Here is a 20122-nt window from a genome sequence, read left to right as displayed (position 1 = left end):
TAAGCCTTCTCGAAGCGGTCTGAAAGCATACGGGGCGGCCTGAAACCGCAGCAAGTTCGAGGTGCCCGCCAGCGTGGCGCAGACCACAGACTCGAAGCGTTTGTGCCGTGCAGTATGGGCTCTGACACTCGGTTCAGGCACTCCCAACGGCATCGGTCATGAAAGACGCCCCCCAGGCTCCGGGCTTCGCCCGCAACGCGCTGTTCAATCTGCTCGGCAGCGTGCTGCCGCTCGCGGTGGCGCTCGTTACGGTGCCCATCTATCTGCACCGTATCGGCGACGCGCGCTACGGCGTGCTCGTCACCGTGTGGATGTTGCAGGGCTACTTCGGCTTCTTCGATCTGGGGCTCACGCGTGCCACGTCGAACCAGGTGGCGCGCATGGGCGGCGCGCCGCATGCCGAACGCGAGTCGCTGCTCTGGACCGCGGTCGTGCTCAACGCCGCATTCGGCGTGCTGGGCGCATTCGTGCTCTACGGCGTGGCGGGACTCGCGCTCGGCCACGTGTTCCACATGGATGCATCGATTCGCGCCGAGGTCGTTCCGGCGCTGCCGTTCATCGCCTGTGCGGTGCCCATGGCCACGCTCACCGGCGTGTTTTCGGGCGCGCTCGAAGGCATCGAGCGGTTCGGGCCGCTCAACGCGGTGCAGTTCGTCGGCATGCTGCTCTACCAGACGCTGCCGCTCGCCGCGGCGCTGCTGTTCGGCCCGCAACTGGAACACCTGATTCTGGCTGCGATGGTGGGCAGCGCACTCACGCTGCTGCTGCTCGCCGTGACCGTTGCGCGCGTGTTTCCACTGCGCGGCGCGGGCGGCCCCGCACGTCGCCACGTGCGGCCGCTCTTCGGCTTCGGCATGTGGGTGACGCTCACGAACCTCGTGAGTCCGCTGCTGGAAGCCGCGGACCGCTTTCTGATCGGCAGTGTGCTCAGCGCCAACGCGGTGGCGTACTACACGGTGCCGTTCAATCTCGCCACGCGGCTGCGGCTCATTCCGGCCGTGCTGTGCCGCACGCTGTTTCCGCGCCTCTCCGCACTCGCCACGGAACATTCGAGCGCACTCGCCGAGCGCGCCATCACGGGGCTTGCCGCGCTCATCACGCCCGTCGTCGTCGTGGGCATGCTCGCGATGCAGCCGTTCCTGCGGCTCTGGGTCGGCGCGCCGTTCGCGGCGCATGCGTCGCTCGTGGGCGAGGTGCTGCTGGCGGGCGTGTGGATCAACAGCCTCGCGCACGTCGCGTTCGACAAGCTCCAGGCGCAGGGACGCCCCGACGTGGTCGCGCGTCTGCACGTGGCGGAACTGGTGCCGTTCATCGCGCTGCTGTGGGGCGCGATGCATGCCTTCGGCCTCGTGGGCGCAGCGTTCGCATGGAGCGTGCGATGCGCGGTCGACGGCGTCGTGCTGATGTGGCTCGCCGGCTATCGCGGCGCGTTCTGGCGCCGGCTCGTGGCGCCGGTGCTCACGCTCGCGGCCACTTTCGCGTTGATCGCCGCGGGCGGGTGGCCCACGTGGACCGCGACGCCGGCGGCGTTGCTGCTCGTGGCGGTGGCCTGCCTTTGGGCATGGCGCGCGGAGCCGCTCATCGCAGACGGCGTGCGGCGTTTCGCGACGCGCCTCGCGGGGCGCACGGCGCAACGGAGGACCTCATGACGCGAGACACGAAGACAGCGGGCCGCGCCCGCACACTGCCCGCCATTTCGATTGCGCTTGCCACCTGCAACGGCGCGCGCTATCTGCCCGAGCAACTGGCGAGCCTCGCCTCGCAGCGCTGGCTGCCATACGAACTCGTGGTGACGGACGACGGCTCCACGGACGGCACGCCCGAACTCGTCGAAATCTTCGCGCAGCACGCGCCGTTTCCCGTGCGGCTGTATCGCAATGCCGCGCGGCTCGGTTACGCCGAGAACTTTCTGCTCGCGGCCTCGCATTGCCGCGGCGACTGGATCGCCTTCTGCGACCAGGACGACGTGTGGCGTGCCGACAAGCTCGAACGCGTGGCCGCCGCGGCAGCGGAGCCGGGCGTGACGCTCGTGGCGCATCGCGTCTGCACCGTCGATCAGAACCTGCAACCGCTCGCGGGCGACACGCTGCACACGTGGGTGCGCAAACGTGGCTCGGGGCCGGGAAGGGTGGCGCCGTTCGGCTTTTTCGCGGGCATGAAGATCTGCTTCGATGCGGCGCTGCTGCCGCTGTTGCTCGAACGTCCGCGGCTGCCCAATTTTCCGGGCGAGCACACTGAGGTGGCGCACGACGAATGGGCGTCGCTGCTGGGTGACGTGACGGGCACGGTGCGCGTGGTGGAGGCGCCGCTCGTGGCGTATCGGCAGCATGGCAAGAACGCGTGCGGCGCGCCGCAGGCCGGCTCGCGCGGCGCGCGTGCCCGCGTGGCGGCGAGCGGCGCGGCGGCGTACCGCGAACGCGCGGCGATTGCGTCGCAGTATCGCGACGGCCTCGCGCAGCTTGCGCAGCGCACGCAAACGCGCTTCGCGCCGCAACTGCTCGAGGCATCGCGGCGCTACGAAGCGGTGGGCGCGTATCTGCTGGCGCGCGCCTCGCTCTACGAATCGCGCAGCGCGTGGCGGCTCACCGTGCAGTTCGTTTCGATGTGCATGCACTGGCGGTATCGGTACAACCCGTTGCGGCCGGGCGTGCAGGCGTGCGCGAAGGACTTCGTGCGCGTGGCGCGCGCGTGGTTGCGCGGGCGGCGGACGCCGACCGTGCCCGTGGCCGGCACGGCGGAAGGGCCGCACGGTTGAGGCTTCGCTTGGCGGTCCGCGTTTTCGTGTGCCTTCGTGCAGGCCCGTTTTGCGGGCGCTATTGGGCGCCATCGGGCGGGCTATCGAAGTGCTATGGCGGGCGCTGTTGCGCGTTCTTTTGCGGCCGCACAACGCGGCCCGAAGTGTGTGCGCACCCGAACAGAGCGGGCAAGAAACACGTTGCTTAAATGAGCGTCGACCGGTAGGCCGGGCCGGCGCAAAGGGATGGATACCCATGAGACCTGTCGTGTTCGATGGCTGCTTCGGCTGGCTCCATGAGGCGGATGGGGAACGCGGCGTCGTGCTCTGCAACCCGTTCGGCTACGACGCGCTGTGCACCCATCGCGGCTGGCGCGCGCTCGCGGAGCGCATCGCGGCGGCCGGCATGCCGGTGCTGCGCTTCGACTACCCCGGCGCGGGCGACTCCGACGGCGCCGAGGACGACCCCGAGCGCGTCGCCGCCTGGCTCGCCGGCATCGAGGCGGCCATGGCGCGGCTACGCGAATGGACGGGCGTGAAGCATGTGTCGCTCGTGGGCCTGCGGCTGGGCGCGACGCTCGCCGCGCTCGCGGCGCAACGCAGCGGCGGCGTGGACGCGCTGGTGCTGCTCGCGCCCGCGGTGCTCGGCCGCCACTACGTGCGCGAACTGCGCGCTCACCGGCAGAGCTGGCTCAGCACGCCGGCCGGCATGAACGCGGACCCCATCGCGAACCCCGAGGCCTATGTGGAGGCGTTCGGCTTCGGCATCCACGGCGAGGACATTGCGCATCTTGCGGCCGTCGACCTGTGCAAGGACACCCACGCGCCGGCCGCGCGCGTGCTGCTGCTCGATTCGAGCAACCGCCCGCGTACGGAAGCGCTCGCGGCCCATTACGCCGCGCACGGCGTGGCGGTGGAGCATGGGCCGCTCGACGAACTGGACCGCTTCCTCGTGGAAGCGCTGTATAGCGAAGCGCCCGCGAAGGCCTTCGAGCGCGTGACGACGTGGCTCGCGGCCGATGCGTGCGGCGCGTGCGAGCGCTCCATCGATGCACAGCCACGCGCAAGCGGCGCCCTTGCATCGGACGACGAAGCGCCTGCACTGCGCCTCGCCGGCATGCGTGCCACGGAGCGCCCGGTCGTGTTCGGCGCGTACTTCGGCATCTACTGCGCGCCCGACGTGCCGCGCGCGGGCGCGCCCGCCATGCTGTTTCTCAACACCGGCGCGAGCCACCACATCGGCGACGGCCGCATCTTCGTGCTGTTCGCACGACGGCTCGCGGCGCTCGGCATTGCGTCGCTGCGCATGGATCTGGGCGGTATCGGCGATGCCACGCCCATCGCGCCCGACATCACGCTCGACACCATCTACTCCGACGAAGCCTGCCGCGACGCCGCCGCGGGCGCTGACTGGCTCGTCGCGCACGGACACCGCCGCGTGGCCGTGTTCGGCGTGTGCGGCGGCGCCTTCGCCGGCCTGCACGCAAGCGCGCGCCATGCGGCCGTGGAGGGCGCGTTCTGCGTGAACCTGCAGAAGTTCATCTGGGACGGCGACGCGCGCGCGCCGGGGGCACATCAGTTCGCCTCGTCGAGGGTGTACTGGCGTGCGGCGTTCAACCCCGAAAAGTGGGCACGCGCCCTGCGGGGGCAGAGCCACCCGCTGCGGATCGCACGCGTGATGGGCGCGCGGCTCGCGCGGCGCGGCTGGCTCACGGCGGCAGGCTGGATCGAGCGCCGCACCGGCTGGGCGCTCGTCGCGAACGAAGCGCGCGACCTCGTGCGCGCGATTCATCGCAAGGGCGTGCGTCTGCGGCTCGTGTACGGCGATTACGACGTGGGGCTCGACGAAGCGCGCATCCAGTTCGGCACGCGCCTTGGGGCACTGCATTGCCACGACGGCGTGCGCGCGGCGACCCTGCCGAAGCTCGACCATGCGTTATTTACGCGGCCTGCGCGCGAGGCCGTGATGGCCGATGCCGAGCGCTGGCTGTTTACGGAGCTGATCCAGGCGGCGCCTCATACGGGCGGCCAGGCAGCGCGATCTGCGGCGGCGCGCGCGAGCGCCACGCCGCCGTACCTCGATGGAGCCAGGCTGTGAACCCGACTTCCGATCTCGACCGCATCAACCAGAGCGCGTGGAATTCCCACGATGCCGAGCGCGAGTTCACGCTCGAAAAGACATGGACCGACGCGGGCGAAGCGGCCGCGTTCGCGTGGCTCACGCCGCGCTGCGCGGGCACGCCCCTGCTCGACATCGGTGTGGGCGCGGGCCGCACAATTCCGCTCATGCGCGCGCTCTCCACGGACTACACGGGCATCGACTACACGGAGAAGCTGCTCGAACTGGCGCGCAGCCGGCATCCGGGCGTGGACCTGCGCCACATGGATGCGCGCGACATGCACGCGCTGCCGTCGGATCACTACGGGTTCGTGGAGTTCAGCTGGAACGGCATCGATTGCGTGGACTACGAAGACCGTATGCGCATCTTGCGCGAGATGTTTCGCGTGACGCGCCCCGGCGGCTACGTGCTGGTCTCCGCGCACAACCGCGACGGTCCGGGCTACGGCGAGACGCCGCTCAAGCTGCTGCCGCGCTTTACGCCCAATCCCGTGCGGCTCGGCTGGCGCGTGCTGCGCTCGCTCGTCACGCTGCCGGTCGCGACCACCAACTATCTGCGGCACATCAGCCTGAATCGCGACTATCCGGGTTATTCGATTCGCGCGGCCGCGGCGCACTACTTCGGCATCGTGATCGTCTACACGACGGTGGCGGAGCAGCGGCGGCAACTGGCGGAAACGGGCTTCGTGAACGACGCGGCGTTCGGCAGCGACCGGGGCGAACGCATTGCCGACGATGCAAACACGAGCGACGCGTGGTGGGTTCACTACGTGGCGCATAAGCCGGCATGAGTGCGTCCGCACGATGAAGCCACGGTAAAGACCGCAACGAAGACTGGAGCAATCGACTGGCGACTTCGCGCCTCGTCCGCTGTGGGCGAGGCGGCGGGCGCCGCGGTTGGGGGAGCAACGACAATGAACCGGATCGCCGAACCTTGCGTCTCTGTGCGGGAGACGTCGCTTGCCGCTGTACCCGCGCCTGCGGCGCCATTGATGGAGCCCGGCGTGCAGCGTGTGGCCGAGTTGCCTGTCGATGCGGGCGAGCGTCTGCTGCGGCGTGCGTTCGGCCGCTTCGCGACGGGTGTCGTGGTGGTCTCCACCGGCTGCGGCGAGACGCTGCACGCCATGACGGCCAACGCGTTCATGTCGGGCTCGCTCAGGCCGCCGCTCGTCGTGGTGTCCGTGGGGCAGCGCGCGCGCATGCACGAGCGGCTCATGACGCACGAACTGTTCGCGGTGAGCGTGCTTACCGACGAGCAGGAAGCGCACAGCCGGCACTACGCGGGCGAACATCAAACGTGGCTCGCACCGCATTTCAGCGAGGCGCAGGGCGTGCCGGGCATCGCGTGGCTGGACCGTGCCGTGGCGCGCTTTGCGGCACGCGTGGTGGACCGGCATCCGTGCGGTGACCACACGCTCTTCATCGGCGAGGTGCAGGCCTTTTCGCTCGAAGACCACGCGCCGCTGCTGTTCTTCGGTGGTCACTACGCGAACGTCACGCATCGCTGAATTTCGGGACGGCTCGAAGACATCGATCCGTGCGATGCGCGCGCACCGCGAGGCGACCCAGGAATACCTGGCAGTCTGGATTAATTTCCACGTCCGTTGACAACAAGGCTTGACGTGCGCGGCCGACGCGGTTACGAGGGCCTAGGATCATTGCAAGCTTTGCCGGTTTTTCGCACCTCGTGCGAGGCCCGCCGACGGCCATTGCCAGGCGCGTTGCAGAGTTGAAACAAATCTTCAGAGGGATAACCCTGTCAGGACGTTTCCCACTGGCGCAGTGCCCACGAAGCAAGCAATTTATTGTTAGATGAGAAGAAGAACACAGACGCGAGGGCGCTTCTTCATCAGTCTTCATAGACAGGCGTAAAGCCATATCGGGGAGAGTGCCATGGAAACGGCCAACAAGGATCGTTCGCTCGTCAGCAAGGTGATGGATGGCCTGGTGTCGGGCATCGTCGAGGAAAAGTACGGAGCCATTCTGCCGCCGCAGGATGTGCTCTCGAAGGAGTTCAACGTCAGCCGCACGGTGATGCGCGAGGCGCTGTCGATGCTGCTCGCGCGCCACATGCTGGACGTGCGGCCCAAGATCGGCACGCGCATACGACCCATGCGCGACTGGCGCATGCTCGACGAGGACGTGGTCAGCTGGCGCTTTCGGGCCAAGCCCGATTCGCAGTTCCTGCGCGACGTGATCGAGTTTCGCGTGCTGATCGAGCCGCGGGCGTCGGCGCTCGCGGCCATGCGCGCCACGCCGGCCGAAATTGCCGGCATTCGCGAGGCGTTCGACGCCTTCCGTTCCATCGCGCCCACCGACCCGGCGTATCAGGACGCCGACGAGCTGCTGCATACGCGCATCGTGGCTGCGAGCGGCAACCAGTTCTTCCAGCAGATGGCGGCGATCGTGCGCGGTGCACTGTCCGCGGTGAACCCGATCATCATGCGCAAGGAAAGCTCGTGGGAAACCGTTGTGCGTACGCACGGACGCGTGGTGGAAGCGATCGAGCGGCACGATCCGAAGGAGGCCGAAGCAGCATCGCTTGCGCTGATCGACTTCACCTCCGACGAAGTGGAGCAGGCGTTCCCGGTTTCGCACGCGGAGCGCGTCTAGGCGTGTAGGGGTCTGGGCGATCCGGCGGGCAGGACGGCTGTTTCGACGGCTCTCCGAGCGCCGCTGTACGGCTGCGGGTAGCCGCCGTTGCTGCGACAATGGCGGCTTTCTCACCACAGCCGGACTTCCCAATCGATGAGAGACGACGCCGTCATCCGCTGGGGCATCGTCGGCGCGGGCCGCATTGCGCGCCGCTTTGCCGCGAGCTTGAAACACGTGCCGCACACCCGGCTTGCCGCCGTCTGGTCGCGCCGCGAAGAGACCACGACGGCCTTTGCGCGCGACACAGGCTGCGCGGCTTTCCCGAACCTCGAAGCGCTGTTGTCCGCGGGCATCGACGCCGTCTATATCGCCACGCTGCAAGACACGCACGCGCAGTACGCGATCGCGGCGCTCGACGCCGGGCTGCACGTGTTGTGCGAGAAGCCGGCCACCATCAACGGCGCGCAATTGGAGCGCGTGATCGATGCTTCGCATCGCGCCGGGCGGCTCTTCATGGAGGCCATGAAGCCGCCGTTCTATCCGCTCTACCGGAAGTTGCGCGCGCATCTGGCCGCGGACCCTATCGGCGAGATCGGGCTCGTGCGCGCGGGTTGCGCGGTCTCCACGGTGCCTGCCGACCACCCGTCCTTTTCATTCGAGCATGCAGGCGGCGCGCTGCTCGACATCGGCATCTACGAGATGTTTCTCGCGGTGGACTGGCTCGGCGCGCCGCTCGAGATTCAGACCACGGGGCGGCTCGGTCCCACCGGCGTGGACACGTTCGCCGCGCTGAATTGCCGCCACGAGCGCGGCATCGCGCAGCTCTTCTGCGGGCTGGATCTGTACGGCAAGGGCGATGCGCTGCTGGCGGGGCCCGCAGGCCACGTCACGATTCACGAGAACTGGTGGAACCCGGTGCGCGCCACCGTGCGCTATGCCGATGGCCGCAGCGTGGAGCTGGAGGCGCCGTTCGAAGGCGGCGGACTCAACTACGAAACGGAGCACTTCTGCGAACTGCTTCGCGCGGGCACGCTGGAAAGTCCCGTGATGACGCACGACACGTCGCGCCACATGATCGCGATGGCCGACGCGGCGCGCGCGGCGCTGGGGCTTCGCTTCGCGGGCGAATGAGCGAGGCGTTGGTCCAGGTAATGGCCTGTCTGTCGTGCCTCGCGCCGTGTTCGAGCCTGGCCGGTAACGAGGCGGGTCTCGCCTCGATCCGTCTCTACGAGGCCAATGCCCGCACGCACTCGCCGACGAGCGCCGGGCCGCGATAGATGAAGCCCGTATAAAGCTGCACGAGCGAGGCGCCCGCGGCGAGCTTCGCACGCGCGTCCTCGCCCGAGAAAATGCCGCCCACGCCGATGATGGGCACGGTGTCGCCCACTTCGGCGCGCAGCTTGCGGATCACCTGGTTGGAGAGGTCGAAGACCGGCTTGCCCGAGAGGCCGCCGGCTTCGTCCGCGTGCGGCAGGCCCGCGACAGCGGTGCGCGAGAGCGTGGTGTTGGTGGCGATCACGCCTTCGATGCCATGACGCAGCAGCGTGCCCGCAATCGCCTTGACCTGCTCGTCGTCGAGATCGGGCGCGATCTTGAGCACGAGCGGCACGAGCTTGCCGTGCAGGTCGGCGAGCCGCTGCTGTTTGTCCTTGAGCGCGGCGAGCAGCGCGTCGAGTTCGCCCGCGCCCTGCAACTGGCGCAGATTCTTCGTGTTCGGCGACGAGATGTTGATCGTCACGTAGCTCGCGAACGGATAGACGCGCTCGAGGCAATAGAGATAGTCGTCGGCGGCGCGTTCGATGGGCGTGTCCGCGTTTTTGCCGATGTTGAGGCCCAGCACGCCGCGATAGCGCGCCGCCTGCACGTTCTTCACGAACTGGTCGACGCCTGCGTTGTTGAAGCCCATCCGGTTGATGATGGCGCCCGCGTCGGGCAGCCGGAACATGCGCGGGCGCGGATTGCCCGGCTGCGCGCGCGGCGTGACCGTGCCCACCTCGATGAAACCGAAGCCGAGCGAGGCGAGGCCGTCGATGGCCGCGCCGTCTTTGTCGAGCCCGGCCGCGAGGCCCACCGGGTTGCGGAACGTGAGGCCCATCACCGTGCGCGGCGCATCGGCCACGTGCGGCGCGACGAGGCCCGCGATGCCGGTGCGGCCGGCCGCGCCGAGGGCGCGCAGGGTGAGGTGGTGGGCGTTTTCCGCGTCCATGCGAAAGAGCTGGGCGCGCAAGAGCGGGTAGAGGGAACTGAACACAGCGGACGGGCCGGGCGGCCGGAAAATGGGAACCCGGTATTTTACCGGCAATCGGCACGGTTCCCGGCGCGGCGGTTTGGTCGGGGCGGCGCGGGCTGCGGGTCGATCGGTTGAGCCGATTCAACCGGCTCAACCGGCTCAACCGGATTCAGCTGCCGCGCGCGCGTTTCATCGCTGCATCCACGGGCGGCAAGCCGAGGTGAAGCGGATTGATGACTTTCCACGCGCCGTCGAAGAGCCCTTCGAGCGGCCGGAAGTTCGACTTGTACGCCATCTTCGGGCTCTCGCGAATCCAGTAGCCGAGATAGACGTAAGGCAGTTGCAGACTGCGCGCCTGCTCGATCTGCCAGAGGATGTTGTAGGTGCCGTAGCTGGTGTGCGGCGCGTCGGGCTCGAAGAACGTATAGACCGACGAAAGCCCGTCGCCGAGGATGTCGATCATGCTCACCATGCGCAACACGCCGGGCGCGTTCGGATGCTGCGGGTCGGGCTCGCGGAATTCCACGAGGCGCGAGTTGATCCGGCTTTGCAGCAGGAACTGCTCGTACTGGTCGCGGCTGTCGCGGTCCATGCCGCCGCCCGCATGCCGCGCGGACTGGTAGCGCATGTAGAGCGCGTAGTGCTCCTCGTCGTAGTGAAGCGGCGAGACGGTCGCGACGAGGTCGCTGTGCCGCTTCCACGCGCGGCGCTGCGTGCGGTTCGGCGTGAACCGCGCAGCCGGCACGCGCACCGGCACACAGGCGCGGCAGCCGTCGCAGTACGGGCGGTAGGTGAACACGCCCGAGCGACGAAAGCCGGCCTTCACGAGATCGGTATAGACGTCGGAGTTGATGAGGTGGCTGGGCGTGGCGACCTGGGAGCGCGCGATGCGGCCCTCCAGGTAACTGCAGGGGTAGGGCGCCGTGGCATAAAACTGCAGCGCGGAAAGCGGTGAAAGCGGCAGCTCGTTAGGATGAGTCACTTGGCAGCTCTCGATGCGTTCTGTGGGGCGGAACCCGCCGCGCCAGCCCCGTTTGACAACCGCCTGGACGACTGCTTTGCGGGCGCCGCGACGAAGCCGCGAGGGTGCGGCGAGGCGCAGCGCGCGCTATCGAGCCGTCGGCGCCGTCAGATTATGCGGACCGTGCGATCAGATCGGCGAGGACGCTCTTGTCGAACCGCCAGGGAATCGATGCGGCATCGACCGACACGCGCACATGTTGCACGAACGCTTTGCGCGCAATTTCGCGGCCGCCGAGCGACGCCAGATGTGACGTGTTTTGCTGGCAGTCTATCATTTCTACTTCGTGACAGCGCAAGTGGGCGGCGAGCGCGGCGAGGGCGATTTTCGAGGCGTCGGTGACCTCGGCGAACATCGATTCGCCGAAGAACATGCGGCCGAACGAGACGCCGTAGAGGCCGCCCACCCGCCTGCCGTCGAGCCAGGTTTCCACGCTGTGCGCGTCGCCGCGGCGATGCAGCGACGTATAGGCGTCGATCACGTCCGCCGTGATCCATGTGCCCCGCTGGCCGCGCCGCGGCACCGTTGCGCAGGCGCGCATGACGGCGGGGAAATCGGCGTCGACGCGCACTTCCCACGCATCGTCGCGCAGCACTTTCCTGAGCGTCTTTCTGAACGACGGCGACACCTTGAATTCGGCGGGACGCAGAATCATGCGGGGGTCCGGACTCCACCAGAGCACGGGCTGGCCGTCCGAATACCAGGGGAAGATGCCGTGCCGATAGGCGTCGATGAGGCGCGAGGGCAGCAGGTCGGCGCTTGCCGCGAGAAGCCCCGGCGCGCCGCTCGACGCGCCGAGCGCGCGTTCCACGGGCGGGAACGGGTCGTCGGGACCGAGCCAGGGCACCATGCTCGTCGGGCTCAGCCTTCCCGCAGCGAGCGGAGGATGTCGCCGGTGTGCAGCCCGTAGCTGCCCGAGGCGCGGTCGGCGAAAAAGAAACGCAGCGTCTGTCCGACGGTAGGGAACGCAATGTCGTCCCAGGGAATCTCGTGCTCGTCGAAGAGGCGCACTTCGAGGCTTTCCTCGCCGGCTTCCACGTCGATATCGAGCAGCCGCGCCATATAGAAAAGATGCACCTGATGCACATGCGGAACGTTGAGCAGCGAAAACAGACTCTGCACTTCCACGCGCGCGCCGGCTTCCTCGAGCGTTTCGCGCGCGGCGGCTTCCGACGTGGTCTCGCCCATCTCCATGAAGCCCGCCGGCAGGGTCCAATAACCGTAGCGCGGCTCGATAGCCCGGCGGCACAGCAGCACCTTGTCGTCCCACACGGGAATCGTACCCACCACGTTGCGTGGATTCTGGTAATGCACGGTGCCGCAATGCGCGCAGACGTGGCGCTCGCGGTTGTCGCCGGGCGGAATGCGCAGGCTGACGGCGTGGCCGCAGATCGAGCAGAATTTCATGGGATGGGGACGGTGAATGGTGATGCGAGTGTATCACCGTGCGTGCGGCCGCAAGGGTGGCCGGTGGAGATGACAAGCGGAGGGTGGCAGCAAAAAGGGCAGTATGCTGGATGGCGCGCCAAAAACAAAAAAGCCCACCGGTTGGTGAGCTTTCTGGTTTTTGCGCTGCTTCTTTGTCTTTTGTTTTACGCGTGCTTTCGCACTCGTTTTTGCCTTTTTCGCGTCTTTTTTCGTAAAGCCGCATTCGACTGATCGAATCCGGCAAACGGGTCTGGTTGCGGGGGTAGGATTTGAACCTACGACCTTCGGGTTATGAGCCCGACGAGCTGCCAGACTGCTCCACCCCGCGTCCGTCGAAAGATGAAATTATAGGGTAAAGCGGATATGCGCGCAACACATTCTCTCGCGTGCGATGAAGAAAGGGCTCGCAGAGACACCTGACAGGCACGTGAACCGGCGGGTGTCGTGACCTGGGTGGTCGCGCAGTTGCCGCGCGCGCATAGTCGGATGCGTGTCGTCTGCAAGCTCGTGCGTGCGTAGGCACGGCATGGACGCTGGGCTAGAATCGGGGGCCATCCGCTCTTTGCCGTGCACTGTGTTTGCCACGGTATTCCGCATTTCCACCATCACGCCGGGTCGACGAATATGGACATCGCACACGATTTGCAATCGATCGCGCATCAGGAAAAGACGCTCGTATTTCCGCGTTTCGATGCGGATCGCGCGTGGGAAGTCGGCGCGTGGCTTCACGAGATCGCGAAGGCGCGCGCGCTTGCCGTCGTCATCGACGTGCGCACGTTCGGGCAGCCGCTCTTTTTCGCGGCGCTCGACGGCACCTCGCCCGACAACGTCGACTGGGCAAGGCGCAAGGGCAACGTCGTGGAGCATTTCCGGCGCAGTTCGTACGCGATCGGTCTGCGCATGCAACAGGCGGGCACCTCGCTTGCAGAAAAGCACGGCCTGCCCGTGTCCGGTTATGCATCGCACGGCGGCGCGTTTCCGCTGACGGTGGCCGGTGCCGGCGTCATCGGTTCGGTCACTGTTTCCGGGCTGCCGCAACGCGCGGACCACGAACTCGTGGTCGAGGCGTTGTGCGCGCTGCTCGACGAGGACTACAGCAAGCTCGCGCTCGCAAAGGCTTGAGCCTATGCGACTGTCTGCCTACGCATGGCTCGCCATTGCCATCCTGGCCGAAGTCGTGGCCACGTCGGCGTTGCGCGCGTCCAATGGCTTCACGCGGCTCGTGCCGTCCGCGATCGTGGTCGTCGGGTACGCCATCGCGTTCTACGGTCTTTCGCTCACGTTGAAAAGCATTCCGGTGGGTATCGTCTACGCGATCTGGTCCGGTGCGGGCATCGTGCTGATCACGCTCGTCGCGCTCGCGCTGTACCGGCAGGTGCCTGATGCCGCCGCCGTGGTGGGACTGGGGCTCATCGTGGCCGGCGTCGTCGTGCTCAACGTGTTTTCGAAAATGGAAGCGCACTGAGGCGTGGGTCGGCACGGTGCGCGGTCTCTGCCGTGCCCATACCCGTGCCGCCCGCGGTTCCCACGCATCGCGCGTGACCGTTCAGCGTTTGGCTGCGAGGTTCACGCGAATGCCCGCGTCGCTCAATGCACGGCGGCTTTCTTCTCCATCGCGCGACAGCGCGTCCTCCCAGATGCTGATGGCCCGCGAAATGTCGATGTCGTGATCTTTCGCGTAGGCGAACCAGTGATTGGCCGCATCCGGTTCCTGCACCTCGCGGTCCTGAAAAAAGTACTTTCCCATGCGTGCTCCACGTCGCGATTCTCCCGATCGATGTGCAGCGCATCATTCGTGCCCGCGCCATGACGGGCCGTGAATCCTGTGCTTCGAGGCCCGCGTGGGCACGCGCCTTTCTTCTCCCGCAGGAAACTTCTTGCGTGCGACGCCGACTCATACGTAGTAACGGTTGGGAGCAGGGGCGTACGCTGATCGATCGCGAATGAAAGCCGGTGTGTGCGTGCCCGATCGAATGCGACGGAGAAATCGATCATGGTTGAACGTGTGAGTGGGCCGTACCGTGGCTATTACATCAGTGCGGCGGCGCGTCGGGTCGCGCCGCCTCTCGCGCCCGAATCGAACGATGCGGGCCGGGGGCCGGACGGCCCGCAGACTCGAATCGACGAGCGGCAAGAAGCCCGGGCGAGTCGCGAGACGGACGGAACGCGCGGCGATGTCTACGTCGGCTCGGTAAGTCTTTCGCAGGGTGGCCTCGACACGCCGCGCCGCATCGAAACGCTGCTCGAACTTGGCGACGGTCGGCGCTTCGCGTGTGAAGACGATGCGCTCGACCAGATCGAGCAAGCCGCGCGCGCATACATCGACCGGCTTTACGGTGAGCAGTGAACGGGCGTGCCGCCTGTCACCGCGCGCGAGTGCGGACGACCACTGGACGACGGCGCGACCTGCCCGGTACGATAAGTCTCTTGCCGTGCTGTCGCCGGTATTGACCGGCGCGTCATTTCCCGAGCATTTTCTGTCGAGGCAAGCATGGAAATTCAATTCTCCCCGGATGCGCCTCTCTACCGGGACGCCAATCTGACGGTCGTGTTCGCCGCATTCGTGGACGGCGAGCGCGTGTCGTGCGCCATTTCCGTCGAAGCACTGGAAGATCACTTCGGCGCCCGCGCGGCCGACCGCGAGGCCTGGATCCGCGCATTCGACGCAGGCCGGTCGCGCATCGAGGCCGTGGCGCGCGAGCATCTGCGCATCAGCAACGGCACGCCCGTTCTGCTCAAGAGCGGACACTTTCCGCCCGACAGGGTGTAGCCGAAACCGCTGCGCCCGCCGGCGTCACGGCTCGCGCAGCGTATCAAGCGAGCGCGTTTGCCGGCGCGAGGGCCGCCGCGGTACGGGCGGCCTCGAACGCCAGACGAATGCCGTCTTCGTACGATGTCTTCCTGACCGGACCGATCAGTACACGTAACGCGCTGTCGTCGAGCACGACGGGATCGGTCTGCAGATAGTGCATTTCCACCAGCTCGCGCATGATAGGATTGAAGAGCCCGAGCGCGCGCAGCATCGTTTTGCCCGCCACCATCAGCTTCGGTTCGCGCCCTGCAAGCGCGTAGGCCTGCGTTGCGATTTCGCGCTGCGTGATCGTGCCCGCGCCCGCCAGGTGCAGCACGCGCCCGAACGCCGCCTGCGTGCGCGTCAGCGTCTCCACCACGGGGCCCACGTCGGGCACGAACACGTATTCGTGGGGCACATCGATCGGTCCGATCATCTGCGCACGCGTGCCGCGCGCGGCACCTGTGAACACGCCGTCGAGAAAGCTGTTTGTCACACGCGGCCCGTAGAAATCCGGTAGTCGCAGCACGAGCGTGGAAAGGCCGTTGCGACCGTGCGCATCGAGCACCAGGTTCTCCTGGGCGAGCCGCATGCGGCCCTTGAATGTGTGAGGCTCGCGCGGATGCGCTTCCGTGACGGGCGTGGTTTGCGCGCGGCCGTACGGGTACACCGTGCCGACGAGAATCAACTGCTGGACACCGGCCGCTGCGAGCCCAGCGAGCGTCGTTTCCATGAGCCGCGGATGCAGCTCGAACCGGTCATAAGGCACGCCGACGAGATACACGGCTGTTTGCAGCCCTGCGGCTGCGGCAGCGACCGAGTTGGCGTCTTGCGGATTCCACGTCGCAATCTCGGCGAGCGGGTCGTCGCCGACCATCGCTTCAAGCGCCTTGCTCGAATGACCGGCTGGCCTGCCGATCGCGCGCCAGGGCCGGCCTGCCGTGCGCAGCGCGGCGGCGATGCTCGCACCGATTGCGCCGGTGGCGCCTAGTAATCCGACTCTGCCCGTGTTTTCCATGACGACTGTGCTCCTGGGTATGTCCGGGTGTTCGACTGAACACTGTTCACTGAACGGCGTTCAGTTTAATTTGACTTTTCAGGAAGTCAACTGGAGAATTGCCCAGATGGGAATCGCAGAACGAAAGACACGTGAAAAGCAGGCGCTGCGCGAGCGCATTCTCGATGCCGCGCGGCGCATTGTCATGCGCGACGGTTTTGCCGCACTCTCCATGCGCAAGATCGCGGACGCCATCGAGTATTCGCCCGCCACGCTGTACCTGCACTTCGAGAGTCGCGACGAGATCGCGCATGCGCTGTGCGCCGAGGGCTACGCCCAGTTGCTGGAGACCTTCGTGCCGCTTGCGGCGATTGAGGACCCGCGCGAGCGTCTGCATGCGCTCGGCCGAGCGTACGTCGCATTCGGCCTTGCGCATCCGCAGACGTACCGGCTCATCTTCATGGAAGACCCGAGCTATACGAGCGCGACGCTGACGGGCAACCGTTCGGACGACAGCGGCGACGCGGCGTTCCAGATCATGATCGACGCACTCGATGCGCTGCGCGACGCAGGCCGGCTGCCGTTGCCTTCCACGGCGAGCGTCGTGTGGGCCGAGGCGCTGTGGTCCATCTTGCACGGCATCGTGGCGTTGCAACTGACGTGTCCGGTGTTTCCGCATGCGGCGCCCGAATTGCTGGTCGACGTGGCGTTTGGTGCCTGGTTCGCGCAGGCCGGCACGGCGGCGAAGAGGCGGGGCAACGGCACCGCGAAGTCGCGCGCCCGGCCCGCGACGAAGGCCGACACGAACGCCACGAAGAAGGCGCAAGCAAAGCCGGAGGGGACGCGCAAAGCGGCGTCGCAGGCGAAGGCGACCCCAAAGCCGGTCTCGAAAGCCGATAGCGGAGCCGCCTCGGGTCCCCCGGCACAGGCCAGTCCGGCCGTGCCCGCCATACGCCGCAAAGCGGCCCGTGCGTGATACCGTAGCTCCTCACGCCTGTCCGCCGCTTTCACGCCATGAACCCAACACTTTCCGCCGGCACTGCGCCGTCGTCGCAAGGCGACGTCGTGACGCGCGTTGCGAACCGCGTCGGTTTTATCGAACTCGAGCGTCCACAGGCGCTCAACGCGCTTTCCACCGACATGATCCGCGCCATGCAGGCGGCGCTCGAGCGCTGGCGCGAAGACCCCGACGTGCTCGCGGTGGTGGTCCGCTCGGCTCACGCGCGTGCGTTCTGCGCGGGCGGCGACATCCGCTTTCTCTACGAGGCGGCCCGACGCGGCGACCAGGACGCGCTCGATACGTTCTTTACCGAGGAATACCGTCTTGATCACGCCATCTTCACGTATCCGAAGCCTTACATCGCGCTCATGAACGGCGTGGTGATGGGCGGCGGGATGGGGATTTCGCAAGGCGCGCATCGCACGGGTGGGCTGCGTGTGGCGACGTCCTCGACGCGCATGGCGATGCCCGAGACGCGCATCGGTCTCTTTCCCGATGTCGGCGTGGGCTGGTTTCTTGCGCGCACGCCGGGCGCGATCGGCCGCTATCTTGCGGTGACGGGCGAAACGATCGGCGCGGCGGACGCCCTCTACGCAGGCCTTGCCGATACCTACGTGGACGAGGCGGCGTTGCCCGCGCTGGTGGAAGCGTTGCAGACCGAGTCGTTCGAGCGCGGCGCCGACGTGGTGGCGCTCGTGGAACGCGAAGCGGCCCGACACAAGGTCACGCCGACGCCCGACACTTCCATGCTGGCCGACACGCGCACGCTGATCGATCGGCACTTCTCGCATGCGGACGTGCCGGCGATCCTCGCCTCGCTCGAAGCGGAGCAGGACTGCGCCGCGGCCGAATGGGCCGAGCGCACGGTGGCCGTGCTGCGTGAACGCTCGCCGCTTTCGATGGCGGTGTCGCTCGAAGTCGTCACGCGCTCGGAAGGTTCGATGGCTTGCGCGTTGCGTCGCGATCTCGATCTCACGCGCTCCACGTTCGCGCACGGCGACGTGATGGAAGGTATTCGCGCGCGAATCATCGACAAGGACAATCGCCCTGCATGGCGCATTGCGCGCATCGAGGACGTGAAGCCCGAAGACGTCGCGCGCATGTTCGAAAGCCCGTGGACGCCGCAGACGCATCCGTTGCGGGAATTGCTGGGATAGCTGCGGGCTGACTGCTCCCGCGAGCCACGTGCGGACGCGGGCCCGCTTATCCGACTGAAAACGCTATTCCTCGCCGTGCGCATCGCGCATGAAGGCGCGCATGAACACGAGTGCGCCCCAGCCCCACATCGCATTGGCCGCGAAACCCACGGCAAGGCGCGGCAGCATGTTGCCGCTCGGCCAGATGCCGCGAATGGGGTCGACCACGAACACGCTGGCGGCCGTGAGCACGATGCCGCCGAACATGAATGCCGGTACCCACGGCGCGGGGCGCGCGGGCGACACGCGCACGAGCCAGGCCATCAGCACGGCCCACACGGCGCTCCAGATGGCGTTGGCGAGAAACTGGGGCAATCCGAGCGGCACGAAGGGCGCGGTAGAAAAGCCCGAGGCGTCGATCAGGCCCGCCGCGTGCAACAGTGCGAGCGTCGAATCGTGAAAGAACAATGAAGCCAGAAAGCCGGCTACGAACGGCAGAATGAATTTTTGCATGCGAACTGCCTGAAATGGGGGCGGCAGGGGCGCGCGCCTTGGGCGCCACAGGCGCGGACCCGAATGTGCGCCATTATATCGGCGCACTGCTTCGGCCCTGTGTGTCGGGTACACCATTGCTCGCGCGTTGAACGATTCGCGCGCTGTATGCCCGAGCATCAGGCTAATCACGAAAGCGGAAAACCTAAGCTCAAAAAAATCGTTCAAAAGGAGAGACCGCGTCCATAGACTGCTTTCCCATGCAGGCGGCAAGGCCGCCATCGGCAAGCGGCCGTGTTACGGGCGCTTGCGCATTTTTTTCGGGGAAGCCGTCGCGATGACCTTGCTGTTGCCGATCCTGCTTGCCTCGTGCCCTTCATTTCGAACAAGCAGGAGCAACGCATGAAGGTGTTCTGGTTCATTCCCACCCACGGCGACACGCGCTATCTGGGTACCTCGGAAGGCGCGCGCGCCGCGGATCTGCCGTACTTCCAGCAGATTGCGGTGGCCGCGGACACGCTCGGCTACGAAGGCGTGCTGCTGCCCACGGGCCGCTCGTGCGAGGACGCGTGGGTGGTCGCATCGAGCCTCATCGCCGCAACGAAGCGGCTCAAGTTTCTCGTGGCTATCCGTCCCGGCATTTCGTCGCCGGGGCTCGCGGCGCGCATGGCCGCCACCTTCGATCGTCTCTCCGGCGGGCGTCTGCTCATCAACGTGGTGACGGGCGGCGATGCGGTGGAGCTGGAAGGCGACGGCGTGTTCGTCGATCACGACACGCGCTACGAAATCACCGACGAGTTCCTGCATATCTGGCGCGGGCTGCTCGAGGCCGCGCATCGTGGCGAGTCCATCGATTTCATCGGCAAGCACCTGCGCTCGAAGGGCGGCAAGCTGCTGTATCCGCCGGTGCAGCAGCCGCATCCGCCGCTGTGGTTCGGCGGCTCGTCGCCGGCGGCGCACGAGATGGCCGGCGCGCACATCGATACCTATCTCACCTGGGGCGAGCCGCCCGAAGCGGTCGCGAAGAAGATCGCGGACATTCGCGCGCGCGCCGCGGCGCACGGCCGTGAGATCCGCTTCGCATCCGGCTGCACGTGATCGTGCGCGAAACCGAGGACGAAGCGTGGGCCGCCGCGGACCGTCTCATCAGCCGGCTCGACGACGAGACCGTCGCACGCGCGCAGGCCGCGTTCGCGAAGATGGATTCGGAAGGGCAGCGGCGCATGGCGGCGTTGCACGGCGGCAAGCGGGGCGGACGCAAGGAACTCGAGATCTATCCGAATCTGTGGGCAGGCGTCGGGCTCGTGCGCGGCGGCGCGGGCACGGCTCTCGTCGGCGATCCTGAGCAAGTGGCCGCGCGCATGCGCGAATACGCGGACCTCGGCATCGAGACGTTCATCCTCTCGGGGTATCCGCATCTCGAAGAGTCGTATCGCTTTGCGGAGCTTGTCTTTCCGCTGTTGCCGGGGCACGTGCGCGAGAAGGTGGGCGGCCCGCTGTCGGGGCCGTTCGGCGAGGTGGTGGGCAACCACTATGCGCCGCGCGCGAGCCAGAGCTGAACGGCGCGGCTGAGTTGGCT

Annotated in this window: 20 protein-coding genes, 1 tRNA gene and 1 pseudogene; 14 read left to right on the top strand and 8 right to left on the bottom strand. The window is 67.1% G+C overall.

Going from position 1 to position 20122, the window contains the following annotated elements; all coding sequences use genetic code 11:
• The first annotated feature begins 158 nt into the window (after positions 1-158).
• From U0042_RS11840 to U0042_RS11810, 7 genes are all read left to right on the top strand, one after another.
• Complete coding sequence (locus tag U0042_RS11840; RefSeq protein ID WP_114814628.1) at positions 159-1649, top strand: flippase; 1491 nt, start codon at positions 159-161, stop codon at positions 1647-1649.
• Positions 1646-2755 (top strand): glycosyltransferase, encoded by a 1110-nt coding sequence (locus U0042_RS11835; RefSeq protein ID WP_114814627.1) that lies wholly within the window; start codon positions 1646-1648, stop codon positions 2753-2755. The genes U0042_RS11840 and U0042_RS11835 overlap by 4 nt, the downstream gene beginning before the upstream one ends.
• A 235-nt stretch (positions 2756-2990) precedes the next feature.
• Positions 2991-4832 carry an alpha/beta fold hydrolase gene (locus U0042_RS11830; protein WP_198665410.1) on the top strand — a complete coding sequence of 614 codons (1842 nt, stop codon included), beginning with the start codon at positions 2991-2993 and terminating at the stop codon, positions 4830-4832.
• Positions 4829-5644, top strand: coding sequence for a class I SAM-dependent methyltransferase (locus U0042_RS11825; RefSeq protein WP_114814625.1), 816 nt, complete (start codon positions 4829-4831; stop codon positions 5642-5644). The genes U0042_RS11830 and U0042_RS11825 overlap by 4 nt, the downstream gene beginning before the upstream one ends.
• 201 nt (positions 5645-5845) lie before the next feature.
• Positions 5846-6361: a flavin reductase family protein gene (locus U0042_RS11820; RefSeq protein WP_232833570.1), complete on the top strand. Its 516-nt coding sequence runs from the start codon at positions 5846-5848 to the stop codon at positions 6359-6361.
• A 385-nt stretch (positions 6362-6746) separates the two neighbouring features.
• Positions 6747-7466, top strand: coding sequence for a FadR/GntR family transcriptional regulator (locus tag U0042_RS11815; protein ID WP_114814623.1), 720 nt, complete (start codon positions 6747-6749; stop codon positions 7464-7466).
• 135 nt (positions 7467-7601) lie between these two features.
• Positions 7602-8579: a Gfo/Idh/MocA family protein gene (locus U0042_RS11810; RefSeq protein WP_114814622.1), complete on the top strand. Its 978-nt coding sequence runs from the start codon at positions 7602-7604 to the stop codon at positions 8577-8579.
• Positions 8580-8673: 94 nt separating this feature from the next.
• On the opposite strand, the gene U0042_RS11805 is transcribed toward U0042_RS11810, so the two are convergent.
• From U0042_RS11805 to U0042_RS11785, 5 genes are all read right to left on the bottom strand, one after another.
• Complete coding sequence (locus U0042_RS11805; RefSeq protein ID WP_114814621.1) at positions 8674-9699, bottom strand: quinone-dependent dihydroorotate dehydrogenase; 1026 nt, start codon at positions 9697-9699, stop codon at positions 8674-8676.
• A gap of 148 nt (positions 9700-9847) precedes the next feature.
• On the bottom strand, positions 9848-10660 hold the full coding sequence (locus U0042_RS11800; RefSeq protein ID WP_114814620.1) for an arginyltransferase: 813 nt from the start codon (positions 10658-10660) through the stop codon (positions 9848-9850).
• A 151-nt stretch (positions 10661-10811) separates the two neighbouring features.
• Positions 10812-11549, bottom strand: a complete 738-nt coding sequence (aat, locus tag U0042_RS11795) for a leucyl/phenylalanyl-tRNA--protein transferase (protein WP_198665409.1) — start codon at positions 11547-11549, stop codon at positions 10812-10814.
• 11 nt (positions 11550-11560) lie between these two features.
• Positions 11561-12106 carry an NUDIX hydrolase gene (locus U0042_RS11790; RefSeq protein WP_017776639.1) on the bottom strand — a complete coding sequence of 182 codons (546 nt, stop codon included), beginning with the start codon at positions 12104-12106 and terminating at the stop codon, positions 11561-11563.
• A gap of 272 nt (positions 12107-12378) precedes the next feature.
• Positions 12379-12455 (bottom strand) — tRNA-Met (locus U0042_RS11785).
• Between the two features lie 296 nt (positions 12456-12751).
• On the opposite strand from U0042_RS11785, the gene U0042_RS11780 reads away from it, so the two are divergent.
• Both U0042_RS11780 and U0042_RS11775 read left to right on the top strand, forming a co-directional pair.
• Positions 12752-13249, top strand: a complete 498-nt coding sequence (locus U0042_RS11780) for a heme-degrading domain-containing protein (protein WP_114814619.1) — start codon at positions 12752-12754, stop codon at positions 13247-13249.
• A 10-nt stretch (positions 13250-13259) separates the two neighbouring features.
• Entirely contained in the window at positions 13260-13592 is a 333-nt protein-coding gene (locus U0042_RS11775) for a DMT family transporter (RefSeq protein WP_419150524.1), read from the top strand.
• Positions 13593-13673: 81 nt separating this feature from the next.
• Here U0042_RS11775 and U0042_RS11770 read toward each other — a convergent pair whose 3' ends face one another.
• The gene (locus U0042_RS11770; protein ID WP_114814617.1) at positions 13674-13874 is read right to left on the bottom strand and encodes a hypothetical protein; all 201 of its coding nucleotides are present in this window, start codon (positions 13872-13874) and stop codon (positions 13674-13676) included.
• 246 nt (positions 13875-14120) lie between these two features.
• Between U0042_RS11770 and U0042_RS11765 the strand changes: the two genes are divergently transcribed.
• Both U0042_RS11765 and U0042_RS11760 read left to right on the top strand, forming a co-directional pair.
• Entirely contained in the window at positions 14121-14474 is a 354-nt protein-coding gene (locus tag U0042_RS11765; RefSeq protein WP_114814616.1) for a hypothetical protein, read from the top strand.
• A 144-nt stretch (positions 14475-14618) separates the two neighbouring features.
• Positions 14619-14897 (top strand): DUF1488 domain-containing protein, encoded by a 279-nt coding sequence (locus tag U0042_RS11760; RefSeq protein ID WP_114814615.1) that lies wholly within the window; start codon positions 14619-14621, stop codon positions 14895-14897.
• Between the two features lie 43 nt (positions 14898-14940).
• Here U0042_RS11760 and U0042_RS11755 read toward each other — a convergent pair whose 3' ends face one another.
• Positions 14941-15936 (bottom strand): NAD-dependent epimerase/dehydratase family protein, encoded by a 996-nt coding sequence (locus U0042_RS11755; protein ID WP_114814614.1) that lies wholly within the window; start codon positions 15934-15936, stop codon positions 14941-14943.
• Positions 15937-16042: 106 nt separating this feature from the next.
• Between U0042_RS11755 and U0042_RS11750 the strand changes: the two genes are divergently transcribed.
• On the top strand, positions 16043-16891 hold the full coding sequence (locus tag U0042_RS11750; protein WP_114814613.1) for a TetR/AcrR family transcriptional regulator: 849 nt from the start codon (positions 16043-16045) through the stop codon (positions 16889-16891).
• Positions 16892-16929: 38 nt separating this feature from the next.
• On the top strand, positions 16930-18072 hold the full coding sequence (locus U0042_RS11745) for an enoyl-CoA hydratase/isomerase family protein (protein ID WP_114814612.1): 1143 nt from the start codon (positions 16930-16932) through the stop codon (positions 18070-18072).
• A 63-nt stretch (positions 18073-18135) separates the two neighbouring features.
• Here U0042_RS11745 and U0042_RS11740 read toward each other — a convergent pair whose 3' ends face one another.
• Positions 18136-18564: a hypothetical protein gene (locus U0042_RS11740; protein ID WP_114814611.1), complete on the bottom strand. Its 429-nt coding sequence runs from the start codon at positions 18562-18564 to the stop codon at positions 18136-18138.
• A gap of 381 nt (positions 18565-18945) precedes the next feature.
• Between U0042_RS11740 and ssuD the strand changes: the two are divergent.
• A pseudogene (ssuD, locus tag U0042_RS11735) lies at positions 18946-20102 on the top strand (FMNH2-dependent alkanesulfonate monooxygenase).
• Positions 20103-20122: the final 20 nt, after the last annotated feature.

The sequence above is a fragment of the Paraburkholderia kururiensis genome, from assembly GCF_034424375.1.
Classification (GTDB): Bacteria; Pseudomonadota; Gammaproteobacteria; order Burkholderiales; family Burkholderiaceae; genus Paraburkholderia; species Paraburkholderia kururiensis_A.
Note: the sequence above shows the minus strand (reverse complement) of the source record. Positions and strands in the feature narration are given on the sequence as shown.